General features: G+C 33.7%; 15 protein-coding genes. 8 read left to right on the forward strand and 7 right to left on the reverse strand.

What is annotated here, in order from left to right; all coding sequences use genetic code 11:
• Positions 1–6 precede the first annotated feature (6 nt).
• The 5 genes from G551_RS0100400 to G551_RS0100420 are packed head-to-tail and all read right to left on the reverse strand — an operon-like array spanning position 7 to position 5,681.
• Positions 7–558, reverse strand: coding sequence for an RNA polymerase sigma factor (locus tag G551_RS0100400; RefSeq protein WP_027883701.1), 552 nt, complete (start codon positions 556–558; stop codon positions 7–9).
• Positions 559–575: 17 nt separating this feature from the next.
• On the reverse strand, positions 576–2,402 hold the full coding sequence (locus tag G551_RS0100405; RefSeq protein ID WP_027883702.1) for an ABC transporter ATP-binding protein: 1,827 nt from the start codon (positions 2,400–2,402) through the stop codon (positions 576–578).
• A gap of 13 nt (positions 2,403–2,415) precedes the next feature.
• Positions 2,416–4,131 (reverse strand): phospho-sugar mutase, encoded by a 1,716-nt coding sequence (locus G551_RS0100410; protein ID WP_036243019.1) that lies wholly within the window; start codon positions 4,129–4,131, stop codon positions 2,416–2,418.
• Positions 4,132–4,185: 54 nt separating this feature from the next.
• Positions 4,186–5,142: a glycosyltransferase family 2 protein gene (locus G551_RS0100415; RefSeq protein ID WP_027883704.1), complete on the reverse strand. Its 957-nt coding sequence runs from the start codon at positions 5,140–5,142 to the stop codon at positions 4,186–4,188.
• Between the two features lie 2 nt (positions 5,143–5,144).
• Entirely contained in the window at positions 5,145–5,681 is a 537-nt protein-coding gene (locus G551_RS0100420; protein ID WP_036243020.1) for a DUF4199 domain-containing protein, read from the reverse strand.
• Positions 5,682–5,850: 169 nt separating this feature from the next.
• Between G551_RS0100420 and G551_RS0100425 the strand changes: the two genes are divergently transcribed.
• The gene (locus G551_RS0100425; RefSeq protein WP_027883706.1) at positions 5,851–6,105 is read left to right on the forward strand and encodes a type B 50S ribosomal protein L31; all 255 of its coding nucleotides are present in this window, start codon (positions 5,851–5,853) and stop codon (positions 6,103–6,105) included.
• Between the two features lie 357 nt (positions 6,106–6,462).
• Here the strand turns inward: G551_RS0100425 and G551_RS0100430 are convergent, their stop codons facing one another.
• Positions 6,463–8,619: a T9SS type A sorting domain-containing protein gene (locus G551_RS0100430; RefSeq protein ID WP_027883707.1), complete on the reverse strand. Its 2,157-nt coding sequence runs from the start codon at positions 8,617–8,619 to the stop codon at positions 6,463–6,465.
• 151 nt (positions 8,620–8,770) lie between these two features.
• Between G551_RS0100430 and G551_RS0100435 the strand changes: the two genes are divergently transcribed.
• From G551_RS0100435 to G551_RS0100460, 6 genes are all read left to right on the forward strand, one after another.
• A complete protein-coding gene (locus G551_RS0100435; RefSeq protein WP_027883708.1) occupies positions 8,771–9,220 on the forward strand; it encodes a c-type cytochrome in 450 nt (149 codons plus the stop codon).
• A gap of 11 nt (positions 9,221–9,231) precedes the next feature.
• Complete coding sequence (locus G551_RS0100440) at positions 9,232–9,867, forward strand: Crp/Fnr family transcriptional regulator (protein WP_027883709.1); 636 nt, start codon at positions 9,232–9,234, stop codon at positions 9,865–9,867.
• Positions 9,868–9,931: 64 nt separating this feature from the next.
• Positions 9,932–10,738, forward strand: coding sequence for a sulfite exporter TauE/SafE family protein (locus tag G551_RS0100445; protein WP_027883710.1), 807 nt, complete (start codon positions 9,932–9,934; stop codon positions 10,736–10,738).
• 1 nt (position 10,739) lies between these two features.
• The gene (locus G551_RS0100450; RefSeq protein ID WP_027883711.1) at positions 10,740–11,354 is read left to right on the forward strand and encodes a class I SAM-dependent methyltransferase; all 615 of its coding nucleotides are present in this window, start codon (positions 10,740–10,742) and stop codon (positions 11,352–11,354) included.
• 94 nt (positions 11,355–11,448) lie between these two features.
• Positions 11,449–12,342, forward strand: coding sequence for a sterol desaturase family protein (locus G551_RS0100455; RefSeq protein ID WP_036243023.1), 894 nt, complete (start codon positions 11,449–11,451; stop codon positions 12,340–12,342).
• A gap of 18 nt (positions 12,343–12,360) precedes the next feature.
• Positions 12,361–13,695, forward strand: coding sequence for an MBL fold metallo-hydrolase (locus tag G551_RS0100460; protein ID WP_027883713.1), 1,335 nt, complete (start codon positions 12,361–12,363; stop codon positions 13,693–13,695).
• A gap of 89 nt (positions 13,696–13,784) precedes the next feature.
• On the opposite strand, the gene G551_RS0100465 is transcribed toward G551_RS0100460, so the two are convergent.
• Positions 13,785–14,210, reverse strand: coding sequence for a PepSY-like domain-containing protein (locus G551_RS0100465; protein ID WP_027883714.1), 426 nt, complete (start codon positions 14,208–14,210; stop codon positions 13,785–13,787).
• 174 nt (positions 14,211–14,384) lie between these two features.
• Here G551_RS0100465 and G551_RS0100470 point away from each other — a divergent pair, with 174 nt between their 5' ends.
• Positions 14,385–14,936 (forward strand): YeeE/YedE thiosulfate transporter family protein, encoded by a 552-nt coding sequence (locus tag G551_RS0100470; RefSeq protein WP_027883715.1) that lies wholly within the window; start codon positions 14,385–14,387, stop codon positions 14,934–14,936.
• Positions 14,937–14,962: the final 26 nt, after the last annotated feature.

Genomic DNA, 14,962 nt, shown 5'->3' on the forward strand with positions numbered 1-14,962 from the left:
AAAGGTTTAAGCCTCTTTTAAATATTCTTCAATTTTCTTAGTCGCGTGATGGTAGTTGGATTTACAAGCGCCTTCAGAAACCTCTAAAATTTCTGCGATCTCTTTGTATTTTAAATCTTGAAAATATTTCATATTAAAAACCTGTCGCTGCTTTTCCGGTAATTTTGCTAAAGCTTTGTGCAGAGCTAACTGAATTTTATCGCCTTCAAAATAAACATCACTTTCTAGATTATTCACTAAATAATCTTGCATTTCTTGACTCGAAAGTTGCAGTCGTTTGGCTTTTTTATTAATAAAAGTAATGCTCTCGTTAGTAGCAATGCGATACATCCAACTGTATAACTTACTATCGCCTTTAAAATTATGAATGTATCTAAAAATTTTAATAAATGTGTTTTGTAACACATCGTTGGCATCTTCGTGGTTTTTAACCATATTTCTCACATGCCAATATAAACGTTCTTTGTAAAGCGCGACCAGCTTAGAGAATGCTTCTTCTTTGCGTTCTCCTTTTTGAAGTTGTGCTACCAGTATATCTTCTTCTTGCCGGGTTGCCATAAGTTACAAATTTGCAACTACTCAAAAGATTGCATTTCAACTAAGTTTTTATAAGTTCCGTTTAGGGTGAGTAATTCGTTGTGTTTACCTTGTTCGACAATTTCACCGCGTTGCATCACGATAATATTGTCTGCATTTTGAATGGTAGAAAGTCGATGCGCAATAACGATAGAAGTTCTGTTCTTCATCATATTTTCTAAGGCTTTTTGCACAAGTTTTTCACTTTCGGTATCTAGGGCAGAAGTGGCTTCATCTAAAATCATGATCGGCGGATTTTTAAGAACTGCACGAGCAATCGAAATTCGTTGTTTTTGACCACCACTTAACTTGTTACCACTATCGCCAATATTGGTATCGATACCTTTGGGCAAGTCTGAAACAAACTCCCAGGCATTTGCAATTTTTAAAGCTTCGATAATTTCTTGGTCGGTAGCGTTTTCTTTTGCCATCAAAATGTTGTTTTTGATGGTGTCGTTAAACAAAATAGCATCTTGCGTTACCATTCCCATCAAATTTCGCAGACTTTCTTTATTAATGTCTTTAATATTGGTGTTATCGATTAAAATTTCACCACGTTCGATATCGTAAAAGCGAGTCACTAGGTTGGCAATCGTCGATTTACCACTACCAGATTGACCAACCAAAGCAATGGTTTTACCTTTAGGAACTTCGATGCTGAAGTTTTTTAAGACATCATAATCGTCATAGCGAAAAGAGATGTTTTTAATAGAAATCCCGTTTTCAAAATTTTCTTTTTTAATTGCGTTTTCTTTATTGTGAATCGGGTTTTTGGTTTCTAAAACACTTAATACACGTTCTGCAGCAGCATTACCTTTTTTAACTCCGTAAGAAGCTTTACTAATCGCTTTGGCTGGTGTTAGAATATTATACGCTAATCCCATATAAGCAATAAATGAAGCTCCGTCTAAAGAACCGTCTAAAATCACCATTCTGCCGCCATAAAGTAATAAAATGGCGATCACGATAATTCCTAAAAATTCACTTACCGGAGAAGCTAAATTTTTACGATGCATCAAATCGTTAGAAAAATGAAAATGTCTTTGGGTTGATTGTTGAAAAAACTTTGTAAACCTTCCTTCAGCATTAAAAGCTTTGATAATTTTTAAGCCGGAAAGGGTTTCTTCTAAATTTGAAAGAATATGACCGTTTTCTTGTTGAACTTTATCAGATTTTTTCTTCAATTGTTTCCCGATTAAAGAAATAATATATCCTGAAATTGGTATGAAAATAAAAACAAACAAAGTTAATTGCGGACTTATAACTACCATCATCACAATAGTGAAAATGATGGTTAAAGGTTCTTTTACGATCAATTCTAAAACCGCTAAAAAAGAGTTTTGAACCTCTTGCACATCAGAAGTCATTCTGGCAATAATATCTCCTTTTCTCTTTTCAGAATAAAAAGAAATAGGTAATTCTACGATCTTTTTATAAAGCTTATCTCGTAAATCTTTTAAAACTCCGTTTCTTAAATAGGCAATGTAAAATAAGCCCATATAATTGAAAAGGTTTTTTAATAAGAATAAACTAATGATAAGAACAACTAAAATGGTAAGTGTATAAACTTCTCCTTTTTCTGCGGAAGTTGTCGTGATGTAATAATTAGAGTAGTTGTTAAAAAAATCTCCCAAATGAAGTAAACCTTCAAATTTGGGAGTTTCTGTAATCGGTTTTCCTTCACCAAACATCACTTTAAGCATTGGTATTAACGCGACCATTGATAAGGTGCTGAACAATGCATAAAATATATTGGCAAATATGTTTAAAAAGGCATACTTCTTATACGGAAGTACAAAAGGATAAATCTTTTTAATGTATTTCATTTAAAATTGACACTTAAAAATCAAAGTGCGAAAGTACCGAATCAATTTTATTTTCGAGCTGTTCTTTGGTTTTTTTATAGTTTTCAGTTGAATCTAATTCGCCATTCACACTTACGTAGAACTTAATTTTAGGTTCTGTTCCGCTAGGTCTTGCAGCAATTTTTGTACCGTCTTCTAGGTAGAAAATCAACACATTCGATTTTGGGAAATCTAATTCTTTGGTTGAATTTGCGTTAAAATCTTGCGCTTTGCCGGTTTGGTAATCTTCAAATAAAACCACTTTAGTATTGTTGAATTCTCTTGGCGGATTTTCACGTAAATTGGTCATCATTGTTTTAATTTCTTCAGCTCCGGAAATTCCTTTCTTCACCAACGAAATTAATTTCTCCTGAAATAAACCGTGTTCAACGTAAAGATTTAATAATTCTTGGTAAAACGAACTATTCTTATCTTTTGCTTGCGCACCAATTGTACAAGCGAGTAGAGTAGAGGTTACCGCATCTTTATCACGCACAAAATCGCCCACCATATAACCGAAACTTTCTTCGCCACCGCCTACAAAACTTTGCTGCGGATAGTCTTTAATCATTTTAGCGATCCACTTAAAACCGGTTAATCCCAATTTGCATTCTACACCGTAATGATCTGCTAATTTGCTCATCATTGGTGTTGAAACTACGGTTGAAGCAATAAATTCATCATTATTAAAACCGTTTTTCGCTTTGTATTCTTTCAGCAGAAAATCGGTCATTAAGATCATGGTTTGGTTTCCGTTTAATAAAACCATTTCTCCGTTATCATCACGAACAGCGATGCCTAAACGGTCACTGTCGGGATCTGTACCAATTACCATATCTGCTTGCTCTTCATCAGCAAGTTTTAATGCCATTTTTAAAGCATCAGGCTCTTCCGGGTTGGGAGATTTTACCGTTGGAAAGTTTCCGTTAGGTTCAGCTTGATCTTCTACAATAAACACATTGCTAAATCCTGCTTTTTCTAATACCTGCGGAATTAAAGTAATTGAAGTTCCGTGTAAACTTGTAAAAACAATTTTAAAGTTTTCTTTTGCTTTTTTAGAAACTCCAAAATCTACATTTTTCAATGAAGCTTCTACAAAAGCTTGATCTACTTCTTGATCTATATATTCAATAAGATCTTCATTAGCTTCAAATTTAATCTCACTGTATTCTAATGCGTTAATAATATCGACAATTTCTTTGTCTTGTGGTGGCACTAACTGGCCACCATCTTCCCAATACACTTTGTAACCATTATACTCCGGCGGATTGTGACTTGCGGTTAACACGATACCACATTGGCAATCTAAATGTTTTACAGCAAAACTAAGCTCTGGTGTTGGTCTTAGATCTGAAAAGATGAAAACTTTTATTCCGTTAGCAGAAAAAACATTGGCAACAATTTGAGCGAGCTCTTTACTGTTATTTCTGCAATCGTAAGCAATCGCTACTTTTATTTCTTGATCAGAAAATTTCTCTTTTAAGTAATTAGAAAGTCCTTGTGTATTTTTTCCTAAGGTATATTTATTAATTCGGTTGGTGCCAATACCCATAATTCCGCGCATTCCACCGGTACCAAAAGCTAAATCTTTATAAAAGCTATCTTCTAATTCTTTTTTATCGTTCTCTATTAAATGCTGTGTGTTTTTACGAGTATTTTCGTCAAAAACATCAGATAGCCAATATTTGGCTTTAGATAAAATTTCTTCCATTGTATTTTTTGAGTTAGTCGCTATTCACAAAAATAGCGAAAAAAAGACGGATGCCTATTGATTTAAGGTTTTGCTAACTTTATAACGTTCGGTTTTGTGTTGTGAGCGCAAAATAAGTTCAGCAATAAAACCTGCTAAAAATAGCAAAGTACCTAAAACCATGACGGTTAACGCAATATAAAACCAAGGATTTTGTGTGACCAAAATATCGGGAACGTGATTGTAGAGGTGGTATAATTTTGAAACACCAATGTAAAGCGCCGATAGAAAACCGACAAAAAACATTAAAATACCCAAACCACCGAAAAGATGCATGGGGTTTTTACCGAATTTTGATAAAAACCAAATAGTAATTAAATCGAGTAAACCGTGCAAGAAACGTTCTGAACCAAATTTAGTTTCGCCATATTTTCTAGCTTGGTGTTTTACTTCTTTTTCGGCAATGCGATGAAATCCTGCATTTTTTGCGAGTAGCGGAATGTAACGATGCATTTCACCATACACTTCAACTTGTTTAATAACATCTTTGTGGTAAGCTTTGAGCCCGCAATTAAAATCGTGCAATTGTAATCCGGAAACTTTGCGTGCTGCCAAATTGAACAATTTAGAAGGTAGATTTTTAGTGATGACGTTGTCGTAGCGTTTACGCTTCCACCCGGAAACCAGATCGAAATTTTCTTTCTGAATAAGATTATATAAATCCGGAATTTCTTCCGGATTATCTTGTAAATCTGCATCCATCGTAATAACTACTTCACCTTTTGCCGCTAAAAAGCCGGCGTGTAAAGCTTGAGACTTACCGTAATTCTTTTTGAAATGAATGGCTTTTACTGCAGGATTCGTTTCAGAAAGTTGCTTAATAATTTTCCAGCTATGATCGGTACTTCCATCGTCGATGAAAATAATTTCATAGCTATATTTATTGGCTTGCATTACTTCGATGATCCAATTGTAAAGCTCCGGTAAAGATTTTTCTTCGTTAAGAAGTGGGATAACGATGGATAGTTGCATAATTAGGCAGCTGTTGTGTCTTTTTCTCTAAAAATTAAGGCTAGTAAAAGTCCGATAACGCTATAAAAAATTAAGGTAATCGCTAAGCCCATTATTTGATTTGATAGTGAAAATTGATTTTCAGATTCCATTTTAGCGATAGCTTTATCAATTTCAGACTCAGGAGCGCCAAAACCTTCCATCATATTTCTCGACATTCTAATGGTTTCATCTAAAACATATTGAGCAGCATCTGGATCTATAAAATTAAAAAGTAAATAACTGCTTAACGTGTAAATACTAAGACCAATTACAATGATAATAAAGTATGAGGTAAACGAATATTTATAAGTGAAAGTTCCGTTGAATGCTTTTTTACATTTACTCATTCCTACAAGAGCGATGACGATGATGAGAAAAAATTCAACAAGTTTTAACCACCATTTAGTAATTAATTCTAGATTAAAGGTATAAATCAAGATAAAAAATAAGACTAAAATTATACCTAAAGTAAGTCCGTAAGTACTTGCGGTCGATTTGAAAGAAGGAGAATTTTGCATAATTTTGAAAGATTGAAGTTTGGCTAGTTAGTACACAAATATAGAAAAAGGTTACATTGCGAATAAAAAAACTTTTATTATTGTAAAAATTATTGGTAGAAGTGTTGTGAGAAAAGATATTTTGTATAAATTTGCACTTCGAAAATTATAAGGTTTAAAGCTAAAGAAGATGAAACAAGGAATCCATCCAGAAAATTATAGACTAGTAGCTTTTAAAGATATGTCTAACGATGAGATCTTTATTACTAAGTCAACGGTTAATACAAAAGAAACTATTGATGTTGAAGGAACAGAGTATCCATTAGTAAAATTGGAGATTTCTAGAACTTCTCATCCTTTTTACACAGGTAAGACAAAACTTATCGATTCAGCTGGTCGTATTGACAAGTTTAAGAATAAATACGCGAAGTTTAAGAAGAACTAGTTTCTTAACTTTTCAAGATATAGTGAAACCTTTAGATTTATTTCTAAGGGTTTTTTTGTGTCTAATTTTGTATAGGCTTAGGAAATAATTGTTTTTAAAATTTAATGAAAGATTTATATAATAAAGTCAATATATTCATTTTTATTTCAGAATTAGAGTATTGTTATACATCATACCTTTGTTTGTATTAATGATTGTTAGCCAGACTTATTTCATTTATTTGAATAGAATTATAGAATTATTACTATGTATGTAGAAAGTTATTTATTTATAATAACTAAGAAAATATATTAGAATAAAAAAACCTGCTTATTGAGCAGGTTTTTAAGCTTTAAAGCTTTGTTGCTTTCGGTAAGCTTATTCCTTGATAATTTTGAATGTTTGTGTAGCTCCATTCACATTTACTTTTACAAAATATGCTCCGGTAGTTAAGTTTTGAACGTTGACCTGAGTTTGAGTCTGTTTGATATTTTGGTTTTCAAACACTCTTCTTCCAGCTAGATCGTAAACCGTTATGCTAGAAATCAATTCTTCCGAAGAAATATTGAAATAAGAGTTAGCCGGGTTAGGATAAAGTTTTATCGAGCTTTTGGTGAAGTTATCTGCAGATAGGCTACTGTTACAAGTAATTTCTGCTTCCCAACCGCTTTCAGTTACAGATCTATCTGAAGCGAATCTTATGGTAATCGCTCCGTCAGGGTTTGTAGCAGTATAAGGAGGGAGTGTTAAGTTACCAGATAGATTTTCAGCATTAGGGAAAATTGGAGCGTTGATTGAAGTTCCATCATAAATTGTCATAAAATCGTAATCATATTCGGTATCAAAACTATTAAAAGTAAGTGTTAAGTAGTCTCCGTTATTTTGAGGATAGAATGTTTTAATAAGATACTCATCATTTCCATAGTTAGAGGTTTTACCTGTATCAGTAAATTTTTCATTACCACAGTAATCCCAGTCACTTAAGTAGATATATTTTTTGTAACTACTTATTTCATTAGCTGAACATAAACTAGCAACATATATATCGTAGTATTGGTTTGGTATAAGATTATTTAGGCTTACAGTAGAATTGTTAGTTATTATGGTATTATTGATTGTAAAATTACCATTATGCTCAATAACTCCGTATGACCATTCTGTTGAATAATTATCAATTATATTTAAATCTGTACTACTGATGCTTGAATTGCTGAAGGTAACATTTTCTATGTAACTCAAACACGCATTTGCACAAGATGCATTTAAACAACTTTTGCTATCAATATTATTTCTAATAAGTTGGCCAGGTTGAGGGCCAAAACCATTAGCTAAATTAACACCTACGCTAGTTAAGTGGCAGTAGCTCATAATTGTACCACCATTAGAAGGAGTAGGTCCATTACATCCTTCGCTATATCCGGCATTTGGACCACAACCATCAATAGCAGTATTATTACCGTTCCATACACAAGCGTGAGTATGCTCTGAACCGAACGAATGACCAAGTTCATGGGTCGATGCACCAACCGACCAGGAGTAAATAGGTATTTGGTTATAATATTGATTTACAGCAGAATATGCATAATTATTATTTGTGCATAGTGTATTTAAGTAAGCTACACTTGTTGTAGATGGCTGGTTAACAAGATGAGCAAGATCTCCGTTAAAATTAGAGGTACTACTTGCGAAGTATGCTAAATTATTTGAATAATCGTAGATGTAGGGATCTGGTTGGGTCCAAATCATAACTTCGCTTAAAGAAATATTTATACCGTCATTAGCATAAAGCGTTGCAATATTATTATGGAGTGCAGATACCCAGTTTATAGTTTGAGCGTAATCAGAATTATTCTGTAAATACGGTTCGTGGCCTACTTCATAATAAATTTTAACGCACTTTGACGTAGATGATAAATTGGTGTCAAAATTTTGATCTGTGTTCTCTGTTACATTTTTTTCTATTACATCCAATCCACAATCAAAAGGATTTGTTCCGGTTAGGTCGTGTTCTGCGAAAGCTATGTAATCTTCACTGTTTTTAAGTTTTCCGATATTAATGTTACCTAACTCTAATGTAGAAGCAATTCCATAAACACTATTATTAAAAAATGAAAAAGACGCAATAGACTTTTGAGCATTTTTAACGATACCTCTATAAAATACACCTTCTTTATAATCTAGTTTATTCTTATTATGATCGTAAGCATCAAAATCTTTATCTAATGCATTTTTACGATATAATTCGACTTCAATAATATTACCTTTAAATGGGATAGATAAGCTAATTAAAAGAGGTTTTTCTTGATAGATGTTTTGAATTACATTTTTATTCAAGTTGAAAAGTGATGCTTCTCTAACAGACCTTTCTAGTTCTTCATCTAGCTTTTTTTCTGAATTTGAAAATATATCATACGCCTTAAATGTATAACCGTTTTTATGATATTTCTCAATATCCTTCTTGATAAATTGAGATTCTTTTTGGGAAAACCCTATGCTAATTGTGAGCAACAATAGCGATTGTATTAACCTTTTCATAGAGAAACTTTAAATGAGTTGCAAATATATCAAAATAACAATAATCTAAAAGTAATGTTAAAATAGATTTATCATAGTTCAAATTTCTAATTAATTCTGAAAATTTATACGATAAAATCATTTCCAAGGTTTTAAAATAACAAAACTCACCATGAAAAAACTACTTTATATCTCACTTACCACTATATTATTGGTAGCTTGTAAAAACGAAAAAACATCAAATAACGATACAGCTCCAGAAGCATCAAAAGTTGAAACAAAAAAAACGCCGCTTCAAGAAAGTATGGCTAGAGGGAAATCTGTCTACAGCAAAAATTGTGCGCAATGTCACTTAGCGACTGGTAACGGAATCCCAAACTCATATCCGCCGCTTCGAAAATCAGATTGGTTCACTAAGAAACGGGAAGAAAGTATTCACGCAGTTAAATACGGATTAAGCGGAGAAATTATCGTAAATGGTAAAACCTACGACAATGTAATGACGCCAATGGGATTATCTGACCAAGAAGTTGCCGATGTGTTAAATTACGCGATGAACATGTGGGGCAACAAACAAGAAAAAATGGTATCTTCGGAAGAAGTTTCTCAAGTAGAAAAATAAACTCTTTGTGTATGCATTCAGTAGAGCTTCAGCAAAATTACGGCGGTTTATTTCAGCCTGAATTAGTAGAAGAGATCAATAAAGTTGCCATTTTTAAAGAAGTTAAAGCCGGTGAAGAACTCATTAATGTTGGCGATTACATCAGATCGATGCCGTTAATTTTAACCGGAGCGATTAAGATTCTACGAGAAGATGAAAACGGTGACGAGCTCTTACTGTACTTCTTAGAAAAAGGCGATACCTGTGCAATGACCTTAGCTTGCTGTATTGGCAGTAAAAAAAGTGAAATTAAAGCAGTAGCAGAAACCAATGCCACTTTATTGATGATTCCTGTTCAAAAAATGGAAGAATGGTCTTCTAAATTCAAAAGCTGGCGAAATTTTGTGTTCGATAGTTACCATCATCGATTAATGGAAGTTCTTCAATCTATCGATAACATTGCTTTTTCAAAATTAGACGATCGACTTATAAAATACCTTCAGCATAAAAAAAAGCTTTTTAAAAGTAATCTTATAGAAATTACGCATCAAGAAATTGCACGCGATCTCAATTCATCGCGCGTAGTGATCTCTCGTTTATTAAAAAAATTAGAAAACCAGCACGCTATCGAATTACATCGAAATTCAATTAAATTATTAGCTGTGTAACTTTTATCACGCTAGCTAACTTTTCTTTTATCTAGTTTTGTTTACAGAATTGAAAAAATAGCAAATGTTAATTAGCATTTTAGGGTTTATAGCAGCATTAATTATCGGGATCGTTTTAGGGCTTACCGGCGGCGGTGGTTCCATTTTAACTGTTCCGGTATTTGTATATTTATTAGGGATCGATCCGGTGTTGGCTACCGGTTATTCTTTATTTGTAGTCGGTATTTCCTCGATGTTCGGTGCCATTAAAAACCTGCAAAAAGGTTTAGTAAGTTTTGGAACTTCGCTCATTTTTGCCATTCCGGCGGTATTTGCGGTATTTTCAACTAGAAAATTCATTATTCCCGCTATACCTGAAGTCATTTTTCAAAATCAATCCATATTATTTACCAAAGACGTTGCTATTATGGTGTTTTTCGCCATATTAATGTTAGCCGCTTCTTTCTCGATGATGTTAGATAAAAAGAAGAAAGTTATAGAAACCGGAACAGACAAACCCAAAACAACAAATTATTTCAGCCTGATTTTATTAGGCGTTTTTACCGGAATCGTCACTGGTTTAGTTGGCGCCGGTGGTGGTTTTATTATTGTCCCAATTTTAATATTTCTGGCAAAACTTCCTATTAAAAAAGCAGCAGCCACTTCTTTATTCATCATTGCACTTAATTCGCTAATTGGCTTTTTAGGTGATGCTTTGCAAATCGAGATCGATTGGACTTTTCTGCTTTCTTTTTCAGCATTTGCTATCGTCGGAATTTTTATAGGGATTTACCTGAATAAATTTATCGATGGTGCTAAACTTAAAAAAGCTTTCGGTTGGTTGGTGTTAGTGATGGGAATCTATATTTTTTATAAAGAAATGATGATGTAAGATGAAAGAATTTTGGAACGAAAAATTTAATACCAAAGAATATATCTACGGAAAATCTCCGAATGTCTATTTAGCTGAAAAGTTGAAAGAATTACCTTCCGGTAAAATTTTATTCGTTGCCGAAGGCGAGGGGAGAAACGCTGTTTTTGCGGCTAAAAATAATTGGCAAGTTGAAGCTTTCGATATTAGCAATATAGCAAAAGAAAAAGCACTTGAATATGCTGAAGATTCTAATGTAGGAATTAACTATTCCACACAAGATTTTCTTGAAATTCCTTATAAGGAAAATTCTTTTGATGCGATAGCCTTAATTTATGCTCACGTTGAAACTACCAAAAGAGCGTCTTATTTCAAAAAGATCGATCGACTTTTAAAAACTGGCGGATTTTTAATTGCTGAAGGTTTTGGTCAAGATCATCCCAATTATCAAAAGAAATATCCCAACATTGGTGGACCAAAAAACGCTGAGCTTTTATTTTCTGTGGAAGAATTTAAAGAGTCATTCATCAATTATGATTTCTTAGAACTTCAAGAAGTAGAAACCAGTCTCAATGAAGGTGAAAAGCACGTAGGCAAAGGTTCTGTAGTAAGAATGTTCGCCAAAAAGAAGCTTTGATTTTTAAGTTGAAATCACAAGAAATTTTCAATGTAACACCGGTTACTTATAAAAGTGAAGATAATGTGTATTTTTGTTACCGATTGATAGCAAAATGTTAGAGAAATATTTAAAAATAATAAGCGATTCGTTTACCGGTTATTTCAACTATTTAGTGAGTGAAATAACCAATCCGTCTTGGACAAACTATTTCTACTGGCTCATTGGTTTATCGTTATTGGTTTGGGCGTTAGAAATATTTATTCCTTGGCGAAAAAATCAGCCTATTTTTAGAAAAGGCTTTTGGTTAGATAGTTTTTATATTCTGTTTAATTTTTTTCTTTTTTCTTTAGTAGGTTACAATGCGATCTCGAATGTTGGGGTAGAATTATTTAACGATTTTCTATCGCTCTTCGGTATCAAAAATATAGTTGCGATCGAAGTGCAAAATTTTCCCGTTTGGGCGCAGTTGCTAATTATGTTCATGGTGGCAGATTTTATTCAATGGAATGTTCATCGACAATTACACAAACAACCTTGGCTGTGGAAGTTTCATAAAGTACATCATAGCGTAAAACAAATGGGTTTTGCCGCGCAGTTTCGCTTTCATTTTATGGAAACTATTGTGTATAAAACTGTGCAATATGTTCCGTTGGCGATGATCGGTTTTGGTATCGAGCAATTTTTTGTCGTGCATATGTTCTCGGTATTTATAGGGCATTTAAATCACGCCAATTTAGGGTGGAGTTACGGTTGGTTAGGTTATATTCTCAACAACCCGAAAATGCACATTTGGCATCATTCAAAAGAATTGCCAAAAGACCGACCTTACGGAATGAATTACGGATTAAGTTTAAGTATTTGGGATTATTTGTTCGGAACGGCTTATATTCCCAAAAACGGAAAAAATATAGAATTAGGCTTTGAAGGAGATGAAGATTTCCCGAAAAGTTTTCAAGAACAGTTGATGTATCCGTTTCAGCATCAACAAAAAACAACACAGAAGTAAAATATAAAATCTTTAGAGATGAATATAAAACAATTTAACGATAAAGCTTTAGCGCATTACAGCTATGCGATCGTTTCCGAAGGAAAAATGGCAGTGGTAGATCCTGCAAGAAATCCGATGCCGTATTATCAATTTGCTGAAGAAAACAATGCTAAAATTGTAGCAGTTTTTGAAACACATCCGCACGCAGATTTTATCAGTAGTCATTACCAAATTCATAAAGAAACCGGTGCAACGATTTATGTAAGTGAATTGTTAGGAGCCGATTATCCTCACCAAACTTTTGATGACGGCGATAGTTTTATGTTAGGAAGTGTAAAATTTTCTGCCATTAATTCTCCCGGGCATTCTCCAGATAGTATTACAGTTTTAGCTGAAGAAGGTAATGACAAAGCAATGTTTACCGGCGATACGTTGTTCATTGGGAATGTTGGTCGCCCAGATTTGCGTGAAAAAGCAGGAAATATGCAAGCAAAGCGCGAAGAATTAGCCAAACAAATGTACCATACGATCAAAGATAAATTCACGCATTTACCCGATGAAACCTTGGTTTATCCAGCACACGGAGCCGGATCGCTTTGTGGGAAAAATATGAGCGATGCTTCATCTTCAACATTAGGGAATGAGCGAATGGGTAATTGGGCGTTTAAAGAACAAACCGAAGAAGAGTTTGTAGAAGAGATCTTAAAAGATCAACCGATGATTCCGCATTATTTTGGTTTCGATGTAGATACCAATAAAAAAGGACCGGATAATTACTTAAAAAGTATTGGTGAAGTCCCTGTTTTACTAAATGTAAATGAAGTGGAATCAGGCGCGGTAATTGTCGATATTAGCGCTGAAGAAGAGTTTAAAGCAAATCATTTAAAGGGAAGTTTTAATATTCAAGGAATTCGTGAACCACAAAAATTAGAAACCTGGTTAGGAGCCATCGTCCAGCCGGAAGAAGCTTTTTATTTAGTAGTTCCTTCTGTAGAAATGATAGAGACTGCTTTAGCGAGAATGGCTAAAATCGGTTATGAAAAGCAATTAAAAGCAATAATTACTCTAGCCGGAGATTTAAGTTCTTCTGAAAAAGTAGATGTGGAAGAATTTAAAAATAATCAGGAAAATTACACCATCGTAGATATTAGAAACGAACCTGAGGTTCAAGAAAATAAACCGTTTAAAAGTTCAATCAACATACCGTTACACGAATTGAGAGAGCGAGCAAACGAAGTTCCTACCGATAAACCAATCGTAGTGCATTGTGCTGCCGGTTACAGAAGTGCTGCCGGAAGCAGCATTTTAGATCGTGAGATAGATAAGGTGAGCGTTCTCGATCTAAGCGATGCTATTAAAGATTTTATGTAATCGAAAATTCAAATTTACCCTTTGTATAAAAAGAAAAAGCCAAGCAATTCAATTTTGCTTGGCTTTTTCGATATAAAGCAGGTTAAGCATTATATATTTTTATTTTTCAAAAAGTTTCCGTCAAGATCAAAAACAAGTTCAGCGCCACTTTTCATTTCAATTTGGTGCCCATCGTCATCCATTTTCCAATCGGTTACATAATCGTCACCATATCTGTTTTCTAAAAATAATCTCATCTTTTCCGGGATAAGTGCTGAAGGTATTTTTTCTTCACCTGAAATTTCGGTGGCATTCCCATTTTCATTAAAATCGATTTTGGTTCCGTTTTTAAATTTTACCTGATAGCTCTCATCTCCAGAATTAGGATCTGCATCAATTTTTTCAACCTGATGTCCTGCATAATAGTCTTTAACGATCTTTTGCGCATTCATAGGTAGTTTATCAAAATTTTCTTGTGCCTGACCAACAAATATTGCTAGTAAGGTTACGACACCTAAAATTATCCATTTTCTCATAACGATTTATTTTATTGGTTTCTTACAACTAAGATATCTATAGAATAATCTTCTCGTTATTAAGGTTTTGTGAATTTGAATAAGCTTAACAACTTTTACTAAAAAAGTATTAAGTAACTTGAGTTACAGATTTGTTCATACTAATCGAGCATATTTGTAAAAAATTTTATGACTATGAATTGGATTTTAGAACCTTGGCCGTGGTATATCGGCGGACCCGCAATCGCGATTTTTATGTTATCGCTCTTAATTATCGGGAAACAATTTGGAATGTCTTCTAACCTAAGATCGTTATGCTCAATTGGCGGTGGAGGCAAAGTGGCCGACTTTTTCAATTTCGATTGGAAAGCTCAACGATGGAATTTAACGATTATGATCGGTGCCGCAATTGGTGGTTTTATCGCCGCTAATTACCTTTCAGATAATACAGTGCAAATCAATGAAAGTTTACTTCCGCAACTACAAGAATACGGAATCAACAGCGTAGGAGAAGCTTATTTACCCACAGAGATTTTTGCTTTAGAAAATCTAAACCTTAAAAACATACTCATTTTATTAGGTGGTGGTTTATTAGTTGGCTTTGGTGCACGTTATGCCGGTGGTTGTACTTCTGGTCACGGTATCTCGGGATTAAGTAATCTACAATTACCATCGTTAATAGCGATTGTCGGTTTCTTTATTGGTGGTTTAGTAATGGTACATTTATTTTACCCGTTAATTTTTTAAAATCAGTTTGAAAATGTCACCTCGAG

This window comes from Mesonia mobilis DSM 19841 (assembly GCF_000423405.1).
Taxonomy (GTDB): Bacteria; Bacteroidota; Bacteroidia; order Flavobacteriales; family Flavobacteriaceae; genus Mesonia; species Mesonia mobilis.

Bases quoted from the DNA above. Each gene is read 5' to 3' on its own strand.
- G551_RS0100400 (WP_027883701.1), bottom strand. From the start codon at position 558: ATGGCAACCCGGCAAGAAGAAGATATACTGGTAGCACAACTTCAAAAA.
- G551_RS0100405 (WP_027883702.1), bottom strand. From the start codon at position 2,402: ATGAAATACATTAAAAAGATTTATCCTTTTGTACTTCCGTATAAGAAG.
- G551_RS0100410 (WP_036243019.1), bottom strand. From the start codon at position 4,131: ATGGAAGAAATTTTATCTAAAGCCAAATATTGGCTATCTGATGTTTTT.
- G551_RS0100415 (WP_027883704.1), bottom strand. From the start codon at position 5,142: ATGCAACTATCCATCGTTATCCCACTTCTTAACGAAGAAAAATCTTTA.
- G551_RS0100420 (WP_036243020.1), bottom strand. From the start codon at position 5,681: ATGCAAAATTCTCCTTCTTTCAAATCGACCGCAAGTACTTACGGACTT.
- G551_RS0100425 (WP_027883706.1), top strand. From the start codon at position 5,851: ATGAAACAAGGAATCCATCCAGAAAATTATAGACTAGTAGCTTTTAAA.
- G551_RS0100430 (WP_027883707.1), bottom strand. From the start codon at position 8,619: ATGAAAAGGTTAATACAATCGCTATTGTTGCTCACAATTAGCATAGGG.
- G551_RS0100435 (WP_027883708.1), top strand. From the start codon at position 8,771: ATGAAAAAACTACTTTATATCTCACTTACCACTATATTATTGGTAGCT.
- G551_RS0100440 (WP_027883709.1), top strand. From the start codon at position 9,232: ATGCATTCAGTAGAGCTTCAGCAAAATTACGGCGGTTTATTTCAGCCT.
- G551_RS0100445 (WP_027883710.1), top strand. From the start codon at position 9,932: ATGTTAATTAGCATTTTAGGGTTTATAGCAGCATTAATTATCGGGATC.
- G551_RS0100450 (WP_027883711.1), top strand. From the start codon at position 10,740: ATGAAAGAATTTTGGAACGAAAAATTTAATACCAAAGAATATATCTAC.
- G551_RS0100455 (WP_036243023.1), top strand. From the start codon at position 11,449: ATGTTAGAGAAATATTTAAAAATAATAAGCGATTCGTTTACCGGTTAT.
- G551_RS0100460 (WP_027883713.1), top strand. From the start codon at position 12,361: ATGAATATAAAACAATTTAACGATAAAGCTTTAGCGCATTACAGCTAT.
- G551_RS0100465 (WP_027883714.1), bottom strand. From the start codon at position 14,210: ATGAGAAAATGGATAATTTTAGGTGTCGTAACCTTACTAGCAATATTT.
- G551_RS0100470 (WP_027883715.1), top strand. From the start codon at position 14,385: ATGAATTGGATTTTAGAACCTTGGCCGTGGTATATCGGCGGACCCGCA.